The following is a 17,676-nucleotide window of genomic DNA, read 5'->3' on the forward strand; positions in this document are numbered from 1 at the left end:
GTCACCCTGGAGTCATGTTCGGACGAGTGCTGGTAGCGATGGTCACCCCGTTCACCCCCGACGGTGACCTGGACCTCAAGGGTGCGCAGGAGCTGGCGGCGCACCTCGTCGACAAAGGTGGCGCGGACGGGCTTGTCGTCAACGGCACGACCGGCGAGGCGCCCACCACCACGGACGCCGAGAAGGCGCAGATCATCAGGGCGGTGAAGGAGGCCGTCGGCGACCGCACGCAGATCCTCGCGGGCGTCGGCACCAACTCCACGCGCCACACGATCGAGCTCTCGAAGCAGGCCGAGGAGAGCGGCGCCGACGGCCTGCTGGTCGTCACGCCCTACTACAGCAAGCCCACGCAGGAGGGCGTCGAGAACCACTTCCGGCAGGTGGCCGACGCGTCCGGGCTCCCGGCGCTGCTCTACGACATCCCCGGCCGCACCGGCACGGCGATCGACACCGAGACGCTCCTCCGGCTCGCCGAGCACCCGCGGATCGTCGGCGTGAAGGACTGCAAGGTCGACCTGCTCGCGACCGCCCGCGTGATCGCCGAGACCGGCCTCGACTACTACTCCGGCAACGACGAGCTGATCCTGCCGCTCTACTCGATCGGCGGCGTCGGCACGGTCAGCACCGTCGGCCACGTCGTCGGCAACGAGATCAAGGCGATGCTCGACGCCTACGACGAGGGCGACAACAAGGAAGCCCTGCGGCGCCACCAGGCGTTGCTGCCGGTGATCACCGCGATCATGACCCGCGAGCCCGGTGCGGTGGCCGTCAAGGCCGCTCTCAACCTGCTCGGGCTGCCGTCCGGGCCGGTCCGCGAGCCGCTGGTCGGCGCGACCCCGCAGCTGATCAACGAGCTGAAGGCGCTGTTCTAGAGCGAGTACACCCGGCGAGCAGTGCCTGCGAAGATCGCGTCCTGCTCGCCGGGTGACAACTCCGCCACCAGTTCCCGTGCCGCGCCGAGCCACTCGTCGTAGGTGGCGGCCAGCAGGCAGACGGGCCAGTCCGAGCCGAACATCAACCGCTCAGGCCCGAACGCGTCGAGCACGACCTCGAAGTACGGCCGCAACGCAGCCACGTCCCACGACTTCCAGTCGGCCTCGGTGACGAGACCCGACAGCTTGCACGTCACGTTCTCGTGCGCCGCCAGCGAACGGATCGACGAGGCCCACTCCCCCGGATCCGTTCCGATCGCGGGCTTCGAGCAGTGGTCCACCACGAACTCCACCTGCGGCAACGCCGCGACGGTCCGGCGTGCGGCCGGCAGCTGGTGCGGCAGCGTCAGCAGCTCGTAGACCAGCCCGTGCGCGCCGACCTGGGCGAGTCCGTTCCACACGTCCCTGCGGCACAACCACTCCGGGTCCGGCTCGCCCTGCACCTGGTGCCGGATCCCGCGCAGCCACGAGCCGTCGGGCGAGTCCACCAACGCGGTCAGCGCGTCGCCGACGTCCGCGGCCGTCAGGTCGACCCAGCCCACCACCGCGCCGACGACGTCCGAAGAAGCCGCCACGGCGAGGAACTCCGGCGTCTCCTCGGGCACGCACACCGTCTGCACCAGCACGGAGGCGGAGACCTCCGAAGCAACCGCGACGAAGTCGGGCTCCAGGAACGACCGCCGGATCGCGCCCATCGGCGGATCGGTGATCCAGTCCTGGTCCCGCACCGACAGGTCCCACAGGTGGTGGTGAGCGTCGACGATCACGGCGTCGGAACCTCCGGGTCGACGAGGTCCAAGGCCTTCAGCTCGTTCCACAGGTCCTCGGGAACCGAGGCCGAGAAGTACGCGGCGTTGGCGGTCATCTGCTCCGCCGTCCGTGCGCCGATCACCACCGACACCACCGCGGGATGGCCCAGCGCGAACTGGATCGCGGCCTCGGGCAGCGTCACGCCGTGCCGACCGCACACCTCCGCGATCGCCCTCGCCCGCTCCACCAGCTCAAGGGGCGCTTCCTCGTAGTTGTACTTCGCACCGGCGGCCACGACCGGCTTCGACAGCAGCCCGGAGTTGAACACCCCGCACGCCACCACGGAGACACCCCGGTCGACGCAGGCGGGCAGGAACGACGTCAGTGAAGGCTGCTCGAGCAACGTGTACCGCCCCGCCAGCATCACCACGTCGATGTCGGTCTCGCGGACGAACCGCTCCGGCATCTCCCACTGGTTCATGCCGACGCCGATGGCGCCCACGACACCCTGCGACCGCAGGTCCTCCAACGCCGGGTAGGCCTCACCGACAGCGGAAGCCCAGTGGTCGTCGGGGTCATGGATGTAGACGATCTCCACCCGGTCGGTCCCGAGACGCTCCAAAGAGGACTCGAGCGACCGCAGAACACCATCGCGCGAGTAGTCCCGCACCCGCCGGAACGCCTGCGGCACCGCGAAACCCTCGTCGTCGAGCCCGGATCCGTCGAACGGTTCCAGCACGCGCCCGACCTTGGTCGAGATCACGTACTCGTCGCGCGGACGGCCGGCGAGCCCGAGGCCCAGCCGCCGTTCCGACAGCCCGAGCCCGTAGTGCGGCGCGGTGTCGAAGTAGCGGACACCCGCCTGCCAGGCCGCTTCCACCGCACCGAGAGCGTCGGAGTCGGACGTCTCCCGGTACAGGTTGCCGATCGGCGCACCGCCGAAGCCGAGACGGGACACAGCGACCTTCACGGCAGCTCCCACACGAGTCGCACAGCGGGTTCGGCGCCGGAGTAGTCGTCCTCGACCTCCAGCAGTTCGGCCATCCGAGCCTGCCACGGAACGTTGGCGGGGTGCTCGGCCAGATGCGCGCGCATCGCCCGGTAGTCATCGACCTCGACGAGGTGGAAGAGCTCGCGTCCAGAGCGCCAGATCCGCCACGACCGCACCCCCGCCTCGCGCAACGCCCCGTCCAGCGCGGTCGGGATCGAGGCGTGGACGCGGTCGTACTCCTCCTCGCACCCCGGCCGCAGCCGGGTGTGCAGCGCAACGGTCTCCACAGCTCACTCCTGCTTCTGCCCGGTCGCGAACCGCGTGACGATCAGCGCGAGGATGATCACCGCGCCGTACGAGGCCTTGATGTAGAAGCCGGACACGCCCTGCAGCCGCAGGATCTGCTCCACGAGCCCCAGCATCAGCACGCCGGACAGCGCACCGAACAACGTGCCCTTGCCGCCCTGCAACGAGATGCCGCCGATCACCGCCGCCGCGAAGACCTGGAAGATCATGCCCTCGCCCTGCGTGGCCGCGACCGACCCGAGCCGTCCGGTCATCAGGATACCCGCGATCACCGCCAGCACCGAGCCGATGATCAGCACGGCCCACACCACCCGGTCGACCCGGATGCCCGCGGCCCGCGCCGCCTCGGAGTTGCCGCCGATCGCGTACAACGAACGCCCGGCGCGCAGGTACTTCAGCACGAAGATGCCCACGGCGTAGCAGACGACGCAGATCCACACCGCCGCCGGCAGCCCGAGCCACGTCGTGGAACCCAGGTACAGGAACGACTCCGGCACGTCGATCAGCGACTTGCCCTCGGTGATCGCCAGCTGCAGGCCGCGCAGCATCGTCAGCATGCCGAGCGTCACCATGAACCCGGACAGCCCGACCTTGAGGATCAGGAACCCGTTCAGGCCACCGATGGCGATGCCGATCAGGATGCACAGCGGCAACGCGAGCCAGGCCGCGAGCCCGACGTCGAGGCCGCCCGACGACGCCGGGATGATCAGCGCGACCGCCAGCGCGGGCGCGAGACCGACCGTCGACTCGAGCGACAGGTCCATCTTGCCGACGATCAGGATCATCGCCTGTCCCAGCACCAGCAGCGACAGCTCGCTCTGCTGGGTCAGCACGGCGATCAGGTTCGCGGGCGTCAGGAAGATCGGCGAGAGGACCGCCCCGATGATCAGCAGCAGGATGATCACCGGGACCAGCGCGAGGTCCTGGTAGCGCGCCAGCCGGAACTTCTGCTTCTCCGGCGCGGGTGCGGCGACCGGCGGTGTCATGGCCTTCGTCATTCCATTCCCTCAATCGCGGAGATCAGTTCCTGGTCCCGCCAGCCGCGGCCGAACTCGCGCACGACCCGGCCGTGGAACAGCACCAGCACGCGGTCGCAGACCCGCAGGTCGTCGAGCTCGTCCGAGACGACGATCGCCGCCTTGCCCCGCCGCGCCTGCGTGTCGACGACCCCGAGCAGCGACTCCTTGGACTTCACGTCGACGCCCGCGGTCGGGTTGATCAGCACCAGCACCGACGGGTCGCCCGCGAGCGCCCGCGCCATCACGACCTTCTGCTGGTTGCCGCCGGACAGGTCGGACACCGGCTGGTCCGGTCCGGCGGCCTTCACGTCGTAGGACGCGATCGCCGTGCTGCCGGACGACCGTTGCGCCGACGGCCACACGAACGCGCCGGCCGTGCTCATCGTCGCGTTCTCCGCGATCGACAGGTCCAGCACGAGTCCCTGGTGGTGCCGATCCCGTGGCACACAGCCGATTCCTGCGCGGAGTGCGGCCGGAACGTCACCGCCGCGCACCACGGACCCGTCCACGGCAACAGAACCGGCGGACGGCTTGCGCAGCCCGTAGATGGTCTCCGCGAACTCGTGCTTGCCCGACGACGCGCTGCCCGCGAGGCCGATCACCTCACCGCGCGTCGCCGCCAGCGAGATGTCCGAGAAGTGGTCGCCGCTCAACGACGACACGGCCAGCACGGTCTCGTCGGACGACGGCCGGTCGTCGCCGGACGGCACGTTCAGGCCGCCGACCTCGCCGGTCATCGCCTCGATGAGGTCGGGCTTCGACATCTCGGCGACCGGCGCGGTGACGATGTGCCGCGCGTCGCGGTAGACCGTCACGGTCTGGCAGACCTCGTAGACCTCCTGCAGGTGGTGGGAGATGAAGAGGAACGTCACTCCCCTGTCCTGCAACGACCTCATCCGGTCGAACAGCCGCTCGATCGCCGGACCGTCGAGCTGCGCGGTCGGTTCGTCGAGGATCACGAACCGCGAGCCGATCGACAGCGCCCGCGCGATCTCGACGAGCTGCCGCTGCTCGACCGTCAGCGTCGACACCAGCGCGTCCGGGTTCACCGCGACGTCGTAGGTCTCGAGCAGCGCCGACGCCTCCGCGCGGAGCTTCTTCCACCTGATCAGCCCGCCGCCGAGGTCCTGCCGGTTGATGAACAGGTTCTCGGCGACGGACAGCTCCGGCACGACCGTCGACTTCTGGTAGACGCAGGCGACGTGCCGCCGCCACGCCGCGCTGTCCGCGACGGACGGCGCGGGTTCGCCGAAGAAGCTGACCTCACCCGCGTCCGGCACCTGCATGCCGGTGAGGACCGAGACCAGCGTCGACTTGCCCGCACCGTTGCGACCGACGAGCGCGTGCGACTCACCGGCGCGGATCTCGATGCCCACGTCGTCCAGTGCGAGCGTGCGCCCGTACCTCTTCGTCACGCCCCGCGCGACGGCCGCGTAATCGTTCATCAGATCTGGTTGCCCCAGAACGCCTTGTCGTCGACGTTCTCCTTGGTGATCAGCGGGGCCGGCAGCTGGTCCTCGAGACGGCCGCCGCCGGTGTCGACGATCGTGGAGTCGTGGTCGGTCGGGCCGGGCTGGAACGTCTTGCCCTCGACGGCGGCCTTGGCGTAGAAGAGCGCCCACTGCGCGTACAGGTCGGCCGGTTGCGAGACGGTGGCGTCGATCTCGCCCTTGCGGATGGCCTCCAGCTCCTGCGGAATGCCGTCGTTCGAGACGATGAAGATGTGCTTCGGGTCGGTCGGCGGCACGATGAGGTTCTTCTGCCGCAACACCTGCAGCGTCGGCGTGAGGAACGCACCACCGGCCTGCATGTAGATGCCGTTGATGTCCGGGTGCTGGTTGAGGCGGGTCTGCAGGGCCGCGGACGCCTTGGCGCCCTCCCAGTCGGTCGGCTCCTCGAACACCGTGATGCCGGGGTAGTTCTGCTTCATGCAGGCGGCGAACGCCTCGGACCGGTCGCGGCCGTTGACCGACGCGAGCGCACCCTGGAACTCGACGACCTTGCCCTTGCCGCCCAGCTTGTCGCCGAGGAACTTGCAGGCCTTCTCGCCGTACGCCTTGTTGTCCGCGCGCACGACCATGTAGGTCTTGCCCTTGTCGGGACGGGTGTCGACGGTGACGACCGGGATCTTCGCCTTCTCCAGCCGGTCCAGGGTGGACGCGATGGCACCGGTGTCCTGCGGCGCCATGATGATCGCCTTGGCGCCCTGCGACTGCAGCGACTGGGCGTTGGCGACCAGGTTCTCGACCTTGTTCTGCGAGTTGGTCGGGTTCAGCAGGTTGATGCCGAGGTCCTTGGCCTTCTCCGGGAAGTACTTGATGTAGGAGTTCCAGAAGTCGGTGTCGGCGCGGGGGTGGTCGGCGCCGATCGGGCCGACGCCGCCGGCTCCCGTTCCGGCTGCTCCGCTGCCACAGGCGGACAGTGTCAGTGCTCCGGCGAGCGCGAGGCACACCGCGGCGGTGAGGTTGCGACGCTTCATCGTTGTCTGGCCTTTCACTGGGGACGCAAGCGCAAGCCGTGCATGCCGCCGTCGACGGCGAGGATCGTGCCGGCGGTGGATCCGGAGAGCGGGCTCGCCAGGTAGGCGATGGCTCCCGCGACCTCGTCGGCGGAGACGAGCCGGCCGTGTGGCTGGCGCGCCTCCAACGCGGCCCGCTCGGCGGCGGGGTCGGGCGCCGAGTCGAGCAGACGGCCCACCCACGGGGTGTCCGCCGTGCCGGGGGCGACCGCGTTGACGCGAATGCCTTCGCGGACGTGGTCGGCGGCCATCGCGAGGGTCAGCGCGTACACCGCTCCCTTGCTGGCCGAGTACAGCGCTCGCTGCGGGAGCCCGGCCCAGGCAGCGATCGAGCAGGTGTTGACGATCGCCGCGGCCGGCGAGTTGCGCAGGTGCGGCAGCGCGGCCCGCGACACCCGGACCATGCCGAGCACGTTGACGTCGAGCACCTTCGCCCACTGCGCGTCGTCGTTGGCCGTGACGTCGCCCTGAGCGCCGATGCCCGCGTTGTTCACCACGACGTCGAGCCGTCCGAACCGCTCGACGACCTCGTCGATCGCGGCCCTGACGCTCTCGTCGTCCGACACGTCCGCGCGGATGCCGACGAGCGGGTCCCGCACGTCCGGGTTCAGGTCCAGCGCGACGGCCGTGGCGCCGCGGCTGCTCAGCAGCTCGGCGGTGGCGAGGCCGATGCCGGACGCGCCACCCGTGACGACGGCGACCAGTCCTTCGAAGTCGGTCACCGCCCACCCTCCAGTTCCGTCCACACAGGACCGCCGGGGTAGACGTAGTCGGTCAGCGTCTCGTCCTTGAGCTGGGCGGAGAAGCCCGGCTCGGTGGGAGCCAGGTAGCGGCCGTGCTCGACGACCGCCGGGTCCAGGAAGTGCTCGTGCAGGTGGTCGACCCACTCGATCACGCGGTCGCCGACCTCGCCGGAGATCGCCACGTAGTCGAAGAACGACAGGTGCCGGACCAGCTCGCACAGACCCACACCGCCGGCGTGCGGGCACACCGGGACGTCGAACTTCTTGGCCAGCAACAGGATCGCGACGTTCTCGTTGACGCCCGCGACCCGGCAGGCGTCGAGCTGCAGCACGTCGATCGCGCCGGCTTGCAGGAGCTGCTTGAACACCACGCGGTTCTGCACGTGCTCGCCGGTGGCGACCCGGATCGGGGCCAGCGCATCGGCGATCGCGCGGTGCGCCAGCACGTCGTCCGGCGAGGTCGGCTCCTCGATCCAGTACGGGTCGTGCGGCGCGAGCTCCTTCATCCAGCGCACGGCCGTGTCGACGTCCCAGCGCTGGTTCGCGTCCACGGCCACGCGGACCTCGTCGCCGACGACCTCGCGGGCGAGCTTCATCCGCCGGACGTCGTCGTCGAGGCTGCCGCCGACCTTGAGCTTGATCATGTCGAAGCCGTCGGCCAGCGCCTCGCGCGCCAGCCGGGCGAGCTTCTCGTCCGAGTAGCCGAGCCAGCCCGGCGACGTCGTGTAGGCCGGGTAGCCGTCCCGGGTGATCGTCTCCACCCGCTCGGCCTTGCCGTGCTCGACCCTGCGCAGGATCTGCAGCGCCTCGTCCGGCGTCAGGGCGTCGGAGAGGTACCGGAAGTCGACGAGACCGACGATCTCCTCCGGCGACATCCGGGCGAGGAACCGCCAGACCGGCAGCCCGGCGCGGCGGGCGGCGAGGTCCCACGCGGCGTTGACGACGGCGCCGATCGCCATGTGCGCGACGCCCTTCTCGGGGCCGAGCCAGCGGATCTGCGAGTCGCCGATGAGCTCGAAGTACAGCTCCCCCAACGCTTTCGCGTCCTCCGGCACGTCCTTGCCGACGACGTGCGGCGACAGCGCCTTGATGGCGGCGGCCTGCACGTCGTTGCCGCGGCCGATGGTGAACGCGAGCCCGTGGCCCTCGGGTCCCTCGTCGGTCCGCAGCACCACGTACGCGGCGGAGTAGTCCGGGTCCGGGTTCATCGCGTCGGAGCCGTCGAGCTCGCGCGAGGTCGGGAACCGGACGTCGAGGACGTCCAGCGCGGTGATCTTCGGCATGGTCAGGCCTGCCCGAGGGTCTGGCGCTGCTTGCCGAGGCCTTCGATCTCCAGCTCGACGACGTCGCCCGCGCGCAGGTACGGCTTCGGCTCCGGCTGGCCGAGCGCCACCCCGGCGGGTGTACCCGTGTTGATCACGTCACCCGGTCGAAGGACAAGGAACTGGCTGAGGTAGCGCACGATCTCCGCGACCGAGAAGATCATGTTCTTGGTGGACGAGTTCTGCTTGATCTCGCCGTTCACCCAGAGCCGCATCTCGAGGCTCTGCGGGTCGGCGATCTCGCCGGCGGGCACGAGGAAGGGACCGAGCGGGTTGAACGTCTCGCAGTTCTTGCCCTTGTCCCACGTCCCGCCGCGCTCGATCTGGAACTCGCGCTCGCTGACGTCGTGTGAGAGCACGTACGCGCCGACGCACGCCAGAGCGTCCTCTTCGGACTCCAGGTAGCGAGCCGTGCGCCCGATGACGACGCCGAGCTCGACCTCCCAGTCGGTCTTCACGGACCGGCGGGGCACGAGCACCTCGTCGTACGGGCCGACGATCGTGTCCGGCGTCTTGAGGAACATCACCGGCTCACCCGGGATGTCCGCGCCGGTCTCCTCCGCGTGGTCGCGGTAGTTGAGGCCGATGCAGATGACCTTGCCCGGATGCGCGAGCGGCGGTCCGACGCGCAGGCCCCCGATGTCCAGCACGTCGAGCTCGCCCGCGTCGAGGGCGGCCCGGACCCGCGCCACGCCGTCGTTCGCGAGGAACGACCCGTCGATGTCCGGGGTGATCGGCAGGAGGTCGTACGTGATCCCGTCGTCGGTCCTGACCGCGGGACGTTCGTCACCGACCGGCCCCAGGCGCAAGAACTGCACGGCCGTTCCTCCTCTGCTCACACCCTACGAAATACATCGGATGTATAGCCCTGCGGGACCGCCTGCGTCTAGGGCTCAGCAGGAAGTCGTCCGATGAATATGAGGAGTTGATCATGAATTTGCTGGCTGCGTCGCTCCTGGCGGGCGCACTGCTCGCCCCGGTGGCACCGGTCGACACTGTAACCGTTTTCGTGGAGCTGACCTCGGACGCAGCCGCGGACAAGGGCTCCGCCGCGCAGGCCCGTTCCGCCCGCGACCGGACCTCCGAGCACGTGTCCCGGGTGATCTCCCGGTCCGGTGGCCGGGAAGTCGCCCGAACGACCAACGCGGTCCCCGGCGTGGTGCTCGCGACCGACAGGTCGCGCCTGTCCGCCCTGTCGCGGATGCCCGAGGTGCGGGCGGTGCACCGGATGGTCCCCAAGACCACCTCCAACGCGCACGCCGTCCGGCTCACCCGGACGTCCGAGGTGTGGAAATCGCTCGGGCACCTCGGCGACGGCGTGCGGATCGGCGTGGTCGACACCGGCATCGACTACCGGCACGCGGACTTCGGCGGCGGCACGTTCCCGAACGCCAAGGTCGTCGGCGGGTACGACTTCGCGGGCGACGCCTACACCGCCGAGCCGGGGTCGCTGCCGGAGCCGGACGCCGACCCGGTGGACTGCGACGGCCACGGCACGCACGTCGCCGGCACCGCGGCCGGGTACGGGGTCAACGCGGACGGCACGACCTACCGCGGCTCCTACTCGTCCATCGATCTCGACTCGCTGAAGATCGGCCCCGGCACGGCCCCCAAGGCGTCGCTCTACGCGCTCAAGGTGTTCGGCTGCGAGGGCGGCACGAACCTGACCGCGCGGGCGCTCGACTGGGCCCTCGACCCCAACGGCGACGGCGACTTCTCCGACAAGCTCGACGTGGTGAACCTGTCGCTGGGCAGCGACTTCGGCGCCCCGGACGACCCGGACGCGCTGTTCGTGCGCAAGCTCGTGGAGCACGGCGTGGTGGTGGTCGCGGCGGCCGGCAACGGTGGCGACTTCTACGACGTGTCCGGTTCGCCGGGCAACTCGCCCGAGGCGATCTCCGTGGCGAACACCCGCGACTCGTTCTCGATGCTGGACGGGCTGGAGGTCGCCGGGCAGCGGTACGCCGGGCAGTACAGCCAGAACTTCAAGGAGCCGTTCGACCTCACGAAGCCCGTGGTGCGCCTGTCGTCCAACGTGGACGGCTGTCAGCCGATCACGGAGCCGCTGGCCGGGAAGATCGTCTGGCTGGAGTGGGACGACAGCGACGCCACCCGTGCCTGCGGTTCCGGTGCGCGGACCGACAACGCCTGGAAGGCGGGGGCGGCCGGCGTGCTGCTGCCGACCGCGCTGCCGGTGTTCGCGGCGGGGATCGCCGGCAACGCGCACATCCCCGCGTTCCAGCTGACGGCGGCGGCGTCGTCCGCGCTGCGCCCGGCGCTGGAGGCCGGGACTCTGAACGTGCGCCTGACCTCGGCGTTGAAGGTCGCGGTGCCCTCGGTCGAGCCGTCGATCCAGGACACGATCACTCCCTCGTCGTCGCGCTCGCGGTCGTCGATCGCGGTGGCGGCGCCCGGTGACACGATCTTCTCCGCGGCCTCCGGGACCGCCTCGGACGGCGTCTCGATGGGCGGCACGTCGATGGCGTCACCGCACGTCGCCGGCATCGCCGCACTGCTGCGCGAGGTCCATCCGGAGTGGACGGTCGCGGAGGTCAAGGCGGCTCTGGTGAACACCGCGTCCGGCGTCGTCAAGGACTCGAAGGGCGTGCGCGAGGCGCCCATGCGGGTCGGCGCGGGCCGGGTGGACGGCCTCGCCGCGCTGTCGTCGGACGTGCTGGCGCTCGGCGACGCGTCGTTCGGCACGGTCGAGGTCGGCGGCCCGGTGCTGACGAGCCGGACCCTCACGCTGGTCAACAAGGGTTCGCAGACCGTGCGGCTGCGCGCGGGCTACGAGCCGATCACCAGCGTGCCCGGGGTGTCGTTCCGGGCCGCCGTGCCGTACGTCGTGCTGCCGCCGGGCGGGTCGGCGTCGGTGCCCGTGCAGCTGCGGATCGCGAACCCCGCGGCGTTGCGCAAGACGCCCGATCCGACGGTGTCGCTGGACGAGGGCCGTCAGTTCCTGGCGGAGGCGTCCGGCCTGGTGACGTTCACCGGCGACCGCACGCTGCGGGTGCCGGTCCACGCCGCGCCCAAGCCGGTGTCGCGCCTGTCCGTGGCCGGGGGCCGCGCCGCCGGACGTGGCGTCGACCAGCCCGGCTACCAGGCGCGGATGACGACGCTGCAGCTCGGCGCGCGCTCGGACCGCCTGCCCGCGTGCGGTCCCGACGTGCAGGACGACTGCGCCGTGAACCGCACCGCGCGAGGCGGCGACCTGCGGTACGTCGGTGCGACGGCGACGCCGGACCTGCTGGCGTTCGGCGTCGCGACCTGGGACACCTGGGCGAACATCGGCAGCACCACCAGGCCGGAGGTGCGGTTCTCGGTGGCCGGCAAGGACTTCGTGACGACGGCCGTGAAGACCACCAACCCCGACGGTGACGTGACCGCCGACGTCTGGCTCGCCCGGACGAAGGCGGCCGGGTCGGACGAGGTCCTGGACGAGCAGCCGCTGAACGGGTTCGACGGCGCGACCGACACGAACCTGTTCGACAGCGACGTCGTGGTGCTCCCCGTCGCGCGGTCGGTGCTGCCGTCCGGCCCGGTCACCTACACCGTCGGTGTGCAGAGCCGCTACACCGCGCCGGCGGACCCCGACGACCTGGTCGACGTGGCCCCCTCCGCCACGTTCGACTACAGCTTGATCGTTCCGTCACTGTCCACTGTGGTTCGTCCGGGTGATCCTGTTCCGTCCGGATCGCTGGTGTTCTTCCACCACAACGCGTCGGGTAACCGCGCGCTCGTGAGGTGACACCCGGTTGGACGTGCCTCAGCGGAGCGTCTCTCGGCATACTCGGTCTTTATGGATCTGGTCGTGGGACTCGACGCTGGCGGCACGTCCACCAGGGCGCTGGTGCTCGGACTCGACGGCGCCCGCCTGGGCCAGGGCCTGGCGGGCGGCGCGAACCCGAACTCGCACCCTCCCGCCGTCGCCGCCGCGCACATCGGCGAGGCGCTGACGGAGGCGTTGGACGGCCTCGACTCCCGCAAGGTCCGGTCCGGCGTCCTCGGCATGGCGGGTGCCTCCCGGTTGGCCGACCCGGCCGTCCTCGACCTCTTCCAGAACGCCTGGGAACGCGCGGGCCTGCACTGCCCGATGCGCGTGGTCACCGACTGCGAGGCGGCCTTCGCCACCGGCACGTCGTCCCCCGACGGCACGGTCCTGGTGGCGGGCACCGGGTCCATCGCGGGCCGCATCGCCGACCACCGCATGGTCGGCCAGTCCGGCGGCTACGGCTGGCTGCTGGGTGACGACGGCTCGGGGTTCTGGCTCGGCCGCGAGGCCGTCCGCGCCACCCTGAAGCTGCTCGACCTCGACGCGCCGCTCGAAGGCCTCGCCACCGCCGTGCTCACCGCCGCGGGCGCGAAGAACCGCGGCCAGCTGATCACCGCCGTCAACACGCAGCCGCCGATCAGGATCGCCCAGTTCGCGCCGCTCGTGAGCTCCGCCTACCACCACGGCGATCCCGAGGCCCTGATCATCGTCGGCACCGCCGCCCGCCTGCTCGCGGACCTGGCCACGGCGGTGCGCGAACCCGCCGACACCTCGCCGATCGTGCTGGTCGGCAGCCTGATCAAGACGCCGGTCGGCACGCACCTCAAGGGGCAGCTGATCTCCCGCTGCAACGCCGAGGTGATCATGGCGACGGAGGGTGCGGCGGGTGCGGCCTGGCTCGCCGCGGTCGACGTGCTCGGCCCGGACGCGCCGCGGCCCAGCAGGTCCTAGGAGGCCAGCAACCGGCCCGAGTGCGGCGTGCGCTCGTGGTAGGCGCGCAGCAGTCCGGCGTGCACGTCGTCCACGTGCTCGGCGGCCTCGGTGTTCCACACCAACGTGATCCGCCGGTGCACCGGGTTGCCGATGATCGGCTTGAGCAGCACGCCCGGCAGCTCGTGACCGGGGAAGAAGCCCGCCACGGCACCGGTCGAGCGCACCAGGTCGGCCGCCGCCACCGGGTCGACGCCGAAGTGCGCGCAGCGCGGCGTGAACCCGACGGCCTCGCAGGCGAGGTCGAGGGTGAGCCGTCCGCCGTGGTGCTCGTCCGGCACGACCCACTCCTCGCCGGCCAACTCGGACAGCAGGAGCTCGCTGCGGCCGGACAGCCGGTGGCCCACCGGGACGCCGACGAGCATGCGCTCCGTGACGACACCGCGCAGGCCGACGGCCTTCGGGTAGCGCAACGGACTGCGCGGGAACTCCACCACCAGCGCCAGGTCCAGGTCGCCGGTGCGGACGTGTTCGAGCACGGCGTCGCCGCCGCGTTCGATGTGCGTGGTCTGCGGCACGCCGGGCAGCACCTCGCGGACCGCCCCGACCAGCAACGCGGTCGGCGCGCCCACGACGCCGCCGAGGCGGATGCCCGAGTCGCCGCGGCAGGCCAGCTTGTGCGAGGTGGCGAGCAGGTCGTCGAACCGTTCGACCAGGTCCTGGGCCCGCAGCACGACGTGGCGCCCCAGTTCGGTGAGCTCGACGCCGTCGGTGCGGCGCAGGAACAGCGGTCCGCCGAGAGTCGCCTCGATCCTGCGCACCTGCGCGGTCAACCCGGCCTGGGCGATCTTCATCTGGGAGGCGGCCCGGCTGATGCTGCCTGCTCGCGCGACGGTCAGCACGACGTGCAGGTGTCTCAGCTCCATTCGCACCGACGAAGCCTAAAGCAGTGAAGGGGCAACAAAATCGGCCACGCGGGTGTCACCAGATGACGCTCCGTGGCCGTCGTAGGGGGCGTTGCGCTGTCAGGCCGATAACTCGGGAGTTATCGCCATCTCACACCTGCCGCTGGGTGAGCGGACTGCTCCAGGCTGCAATTGACACCAAACGACCCAGGGGGTGTGAGCGCCATGAGGAAAGCGTTGCGGCTGCGACGCCTTTCCCGTCCGCACGACGACAGGTACCTCTTCGTGCCGTTGGACCACAGCGTCTCGGACGGCCCGGTGGTGCCGCGGGACCGGTGGCAGGACCTGATCCGCGCGGTCGTGCTCGGCGGCGCCGACGCCATCATCGTCCACAAAGGACGGGTGCGGACCCTCGACCCCGCGGTGCTCGGCGGGTGCGCGCTGATCGTGCACCTGAGCGCCGGCACCGCGCACATGGCCGACGCCAACGCGAAGGTGCTCGTCGGCGAGGTCGACGAGGCGCTGCGGCTCGGTGCCGACGCGGTCAGCGTGCACGTCAACATCGGCTCGGACACCGAGGCCCGCCAGCTCGCCGACCTCGGCGTGGTCGCGGCCGCGTGCGACTCGTGGAACGTCCCGCTGGTCGTGATGGCCTACGGCCGCGGCCCGCGCATCGGCGATCCCCGCGACCCGGCACTGCTCGCGCACGTCGTGAACATCGCGGCGGACCTCGGCGCGGACATCGTCAAGACGAACCTCGCGAATCCCGCCGAGGACATGGCGGACGTGGTCGCGAGCTGCCCGGTCCCCGTCGTCGTCGCCGGAGGTCCCGCCTCCGCCCACAGCCTCGCCGGGCACGCCCGCACCGCGATGTCCGCCGGCTGCGCGGGCCTCGCCGTGGGACGGCGGGTCTTCACGTCGCCGACGCCGATGCAGCTCGTCGCCGAGCTCGCGGCGATCGTGCACACGCCGACCGAGGCGAGTCTCATCCACGCCCTGACAGCTTTGGAGAACCGGTGAAGTTCGCCTGGATCGACCTCAGGACCGTCCCGCAGGAGCAGCGGACCGCGGTGGTCGACGCGGCCGTGCACAGCCGCGTCGCCGGCGTCGTCGCGGACGACCCCGCACTGCTGGACCCGTTGCCGCCCACGATCACCCGCGTGCTGGTCGGCGCCGACCTCCCGGACAGCCCGCACCTCGTGGTGGTGCCGGTGGACGACCAGGACCAGCTCGACCGGCTGCCGTCGAGCGCCGCGTTCGTGACGGTCAGCGACGACCGCACGCTCAAGCTCGCCTGCGCCGCCGCGGAACGGCTGGACCACACCGTCGTCGCGTTCACCGACCCGACGAAGATCCCGCTGGAGATCGTGATCGCCGCTGCGGACGGCGCCCCCGGCAAGCTGATCACCGTGGTGACCGACCTCGTCGAGGCCGCGATCGTGCTGGAATGCCTGCAACACGGCTCGGACGGCGTGCTGATGGCCCCGCGCGACGCCACCGAGGTGTTCCGGCTGGCGCGCCTGCTGGAGGCGACGTCCCCTCCGCTGACCTTGACCACGCTGACCGTGGAAGCGTTGACCCACAACGGTTTGGGCGACCGCGTCTGCGTCGACACCGCCTCGCACTTCGCCGAGGACGAGGGCATCCTGGTCGGTTCGTTCTCCTCGGGCTTCGTACTTTGTTGCAGCGAGACGCATCCGCTGCCGTACATGCCGACCCGGCCGTTCCGCGTCAACGCCGGCGCCCTGCACTCGTACGCGCTCGGGCCGGCCAACCGCACGAACTACCTGTCCGAACTCCGGTCCGGCAGCAAGGTCCTCGCCGTGAACGCCGAGGGCCGCACCCGCGAGATCACCGTCGGCAGGGCCAAGCTCGAGTCCCGCCCGATGCTCACGATCACCGCCCGTTCCCCGGAGAACGTCGTGGTGGACCTGATGGTGCAGGACGACTGGCACGTCCGCGTCCTCGGCCCGGGCGGCAAGGTCCTGAACGTCACCGAGCTCCGCCCCGGCGACGAACTGCTCGGCTACGTGGCATCGGAACAACGGCACGTGGGCCTGCCGATCGGCGAGTTCTGCAAGGAGTCCTGACGTGCGCGCGTTCATCACCGACCTCCTGCACCGGCACGACGACTCCACGCCGATCTTCAGCTTCGCCACCACCGTGACGCACGGCCTGCTGCGCGCCGACGTGGACGCGCACGCCCGCCGCTTCGCCGCCGTGGGCATCGGCGAAGCCAGCACGGTCGCCGTCCAGGTGCCGCCGAGCTTCAGCCACCTGGAGGCCGTGCTCGCGCTGTGGAGCCTGGGCGCGCAGGTGATCTCGATCGACCACCGCCTGACGTCGTCCGAGGCGCACGTCCTGCACTCGTTGACCCGCCCGGAGTTCCTCGTGCACCCGAGCGGCGAGGTGGCCACCGGCTTCCGCGAGCGCTACGGCCTGGTCGCGTCACGGGTCGACGGCACGCCCGCCGTCACGCCGCACCGCCTGGTCCAGTTCAGCTCCGGCTCGACCGGCCGCCCGAAGGTGATCGGCCGCGGCACGTCGTCGTTGATCGACGAGGTGGCGCGCTTCGAGGCGTCCGACGGCATGGTGCGGGCCGGCGAACGCCTGCTGCTGCTCAACTCCCCCGCGCACAGCTTCGGCCTGGTCGGCGGCCTGCTGCACGCGCTGGCCGTGGGCGCACACCTCGTGTTCTCCGCCAGTCCCGCCGCCTCCGACGTCCTGCACCAGGCCCGCGCGTTCGAGGTCGACTTCGTGACGGGCCTGCCGTTCCACTTCGACCTCCTGACCTCCACCCCCGACCGCTCCGCCCTGAGCACCGCGCGAGGCGCGTTCGCCGGCGGTGAGCTGATGCCGCAGGAGGTGGCCTCCCGCTTCGCCGCGGCCTACGGCTTCCCGGTGGGCGAGTGCTTCGGCACCACCGAGACCGGCGCGCTGACGATGGCCGTCGGCGGCACCATCCGCCCGTCCGTCGGCAGTCCGATGCCCGGCGTCACGATGCGCGTGCGCAACGGCCTGGTCGAGGTGGCGCTGCCGGAAACGCCGTACCTGTCGGGGAACGACCCTGCGCGCTACTCCGGCGGCTGGTTCCGCACGGGCGACCGCGGCGAGTTCACCCCGGCCGGCGAGCTGCGACTCCTGGGCCGCGCGGACTCGCTGGTCGTGGTGCGGGGCAACAAGGTCGACCTGACCGAGGTGGAGAGCGTCCTGCGTGGACACCCCCAGGTCACCGAGGCGGTCGCCGTGGGACCTTCCGAGATCCGCGCGTACGTGGGCACCACCAGCCCGACCCTCACCGCGCAGGCGTTGTCCGAGTGGTGCACGGAAAGACTCGCGGAATTCAAGCTCCCCCAGCACATCCACGTCATGGACACACTGCCGAGAACGCCCACCGGCAAGATCATCCGAAACATGGAGCCGCTCCACGCGTCCTACCTTCAGGCACACCTGACCGGAAAGAATGGCGCGAAATGAGTTGCCGGGCC

The 17,676-nt window shown here is 70.8% G+C and carries 16 protein-coding genes; 6 read left to right on the plus strand and 10 right to left on the minus strand.

The genetic code is table 11. From position 1 onward, the window contains the following. Positions 1–14 precede the first annotated feature (14 nt). Entirely contained in the window at positions 15–872 is an 858-nt protein-coding gene (gene dapA, locus ABZX02_RS33975) for a 4-hydroxy-tetrahydrodipicolinate synthase (RefSeq protein WP_355304462.1), read from the plus strand. Here the strand turns inward: dapA and ABZX02_RS33980 are convergent. From ABZX02_RS33980 to ABZX02_RS34020, 9 genes are read right to left on the minus strand one after another with little or no spacing between them, the layout of a single operon-like run. After that, on the minus strand, positions 869–1,699 hold the full coding sequence (locus ABZX02_RS33980) for an amidohydrolase family protein (RefSeq protein WP_355304464.1): 831 nt from the start codon (positions 1,697–1,699) through the stop codon (positions 869–871). The genes dapA and ABZX02_RS33980 overlap by 4 nt on opposite strands. Continuing rightward, positions 1,696–2,652, minus strand: a complete 957-nt coding sequence (locus tag ABZX02_RS33985; RefSeq protein ID WP_355304466.1) for an aldo/keto reductase — start codon at positions 2,650–2,652, stop codon at positions 1,696–1,698. The genes ABZX02_RS33980 and ABZX02_RS33985 overlap by 4 nt, the downstream gene beginning before the upstream one ends. Next, entirely contained in the window at positions 2,649–2,960 is a 312-nt protein-coding gene (locus ABZX02_RS33990) for an L-rhamnose mutarotase (protein WP_355304468.1), read from the minus strand. Before ABZX02_RS33990 ends, ABZX02_RS33985 begins: the two co-directional genes overlap by 4 nt. Before the next feature lie 3 nt (positions 2,961–2,963). Next, positions 2,964–3,977 carry an ABC transporter permease gene (locus tag ABZX02_RS33995; protein ID WP_355304470.1) on the minus strand — a complete coding sequence of 338 codons (1,014 nt, stop codon included), beginning with the start codon at positions 3,975–3,977 and terminating at the stop codon, positions 2,964–2,966. After that, positions 3,974–5,443, minus strand: a complete 1,470-nt coding sequence (locus tag ABZX02_RS34000; RefSeq protein WP_355304471.1) for a sugar ABC transporter ATP-binding protein — start codon at positions 5,441–5,443, stop codon at positions 3,974–3,976. The genes ABZX02_RS33995 and ABZX02_RS34000 overlap by 4 nt, the downstream gene beginning before the upstream one ends. After that, positions 5,443–6,477, minus strand: a complete 1,035-nt coding sequence (locus tag ABZX02_RS34005; protein ID WP_355304473.1) for a sugar ABC transporter substrate-binding protein — start codon at positions 6,475–6,477, stop codon at positions 5,443–5,445. The genes ABZX02_RS34000 and ABZX02_RS34005 overlap by 1 nt, the downstream gene beginning before the upstream one ends. 14 nt (positions 6,478–6,491) lie before the next feature. After that, positions 6,492–7,238, minus strand: coding sequence for an SDR family oxidoreductase (locus ABZX02_RS34010; RefSeq protein ID WP_355304475.1), 747 nt, complete (start codon positions 7,236–7,238; stop codon positions 6,492–6,494). Continuing rightward, positions 7,235–8,542, minus strand: coding sequence for an enolase C-terminal domain-like protein (locus ABZX02_RS34015; protein ID WP_355304476.1), 1,308 nt, complete (start codon positions 8,540–8,542; stop codon positions 7,235–7,237). The genes ABZX02_RS34010 and ABZX02_RS34015 overlap by 4 nt, the downstream gene beginning before the upstream one ends. 2 nt (positions 8,543–8,544) lie before the next feature. Then, on the minus strand, positions 8,545–9,399 hold the full coding sequence (locus ABZX02_RS34020) for a fumarylacetoacetate hydrolase family protein (protein ID WP_355304478.1): 855 nt from the start codon (positions 9,397–9,399) through the stop codon (positions 8,545–8,547). Between the two features lie 113 nt (positions 9,400–9,512). Here ABZX02_RS34020 and ABZX02_RS34025 point away from each other — a divergent pair, with 113 nt between their 5' ends. Both ABZX02_RS34025 and ABZX02_RS34030 read left to right on the plus strand, forming a co-directional pair. Further along, a complete protein-coding gene (locus ABZX02_RS34025; RefSeq protein ID WP_355304479.1) occupies positions 9,513–12,329 on the plus strand; it encodes a S8 family serine peptidase in 2,817 nt (938 codons plus the stop codon). A 51-nt stretch (positions 12,330–12,380) separates the two neighbouring features. Then, positions 12,381–13,304, plus strand: coding sequence for a BadF/BadG/BcrA/BcrD ATPase family protein (locus ABZX02_RS34030; protein WP_355304481.1), 924 nt, complete (start codon positions 12,381–12,383; stop codon positions 13,302–13,304). Here ABZX02_RS34030 and ABZX02_RS34035 read toward each other — a convergent pair. After that, complete coding sequence (locus ABZX02_RS34035) at positions 13,301–14,209, minus strand: LysR family transcriptional regulator (protein ID WP_355304482.1); 909 nt, start codon at positions 14,207–14,209, stop codon at positions 13,301–13,303. The two genes, ABZX02_RS34030 and ABZX02_RS34035, sit on opposite strands and share 4 nt — an antisense overlap. 204 nt (positions 14,210–14,413) lie before the next feature. Here ABZX02_RS34035 and ABZX02_RS34040 point away from each other — a divergent pair, with 204 nt between their 5' ends. The 3 genes from ABZX02_RS34040 to ABZX02_RS34050 are packed head-to-tail and all read left to right on the plus strand — an operon-like array spanning position 14,414 to position 17,665. Continuing rightward, positions 14,414–15,208 (plus strand): 2-amino-3,7-dideoxy-D-threo-hept-6-ulosonate synthase, encoded by a 795-nt coding sequence (locus ABZX02_RS34040; protein WP_355304484.1) that lies wholly within the window; start codon positions 14,414–14,416, stop codon positions 15,206–15,208. Further along, positions 15,205–16,278: a 3-dehydroquinate synthase II gene (locus tag ABZX02_RS34045; protein ID WP_355304486.1), complete on the plus strand. Its 1,074-nt coding sequence runs from the start codon at positions 15,205–15,207 to the stop codon at positions 16,276–16,278. Before ABZX02_RS34040 ends, ABZX02_RS34045 begins: the two co-directional genes overlap by 4 nt. Position 16,279: 1 nt before the next feature. Further along, positions 16,280–17,665, plus strand: coding sequence for a class I adenylate-forming enzyme family protein (locus ABZX02_RS34050; protein WP_355304488.1), 1,386 nt, complete (start codon positions 16,280–16,282; stop codon positions 17,663–17,665). The last annotated feature ends 11 nt before the right edge of the window (positions 17,666–17,676 follow it).

Origin of the sequence: Lentzea sp. NPDC003310 (assembly GCF_040610935.1) — a bacterium.
In the GTDB taxonomy this organism is placed as follows: Bacteria; Actinomycetota; Actinomycetes; order Mycobacteriales; family Pseudonocardiaceae; genus Lentzea.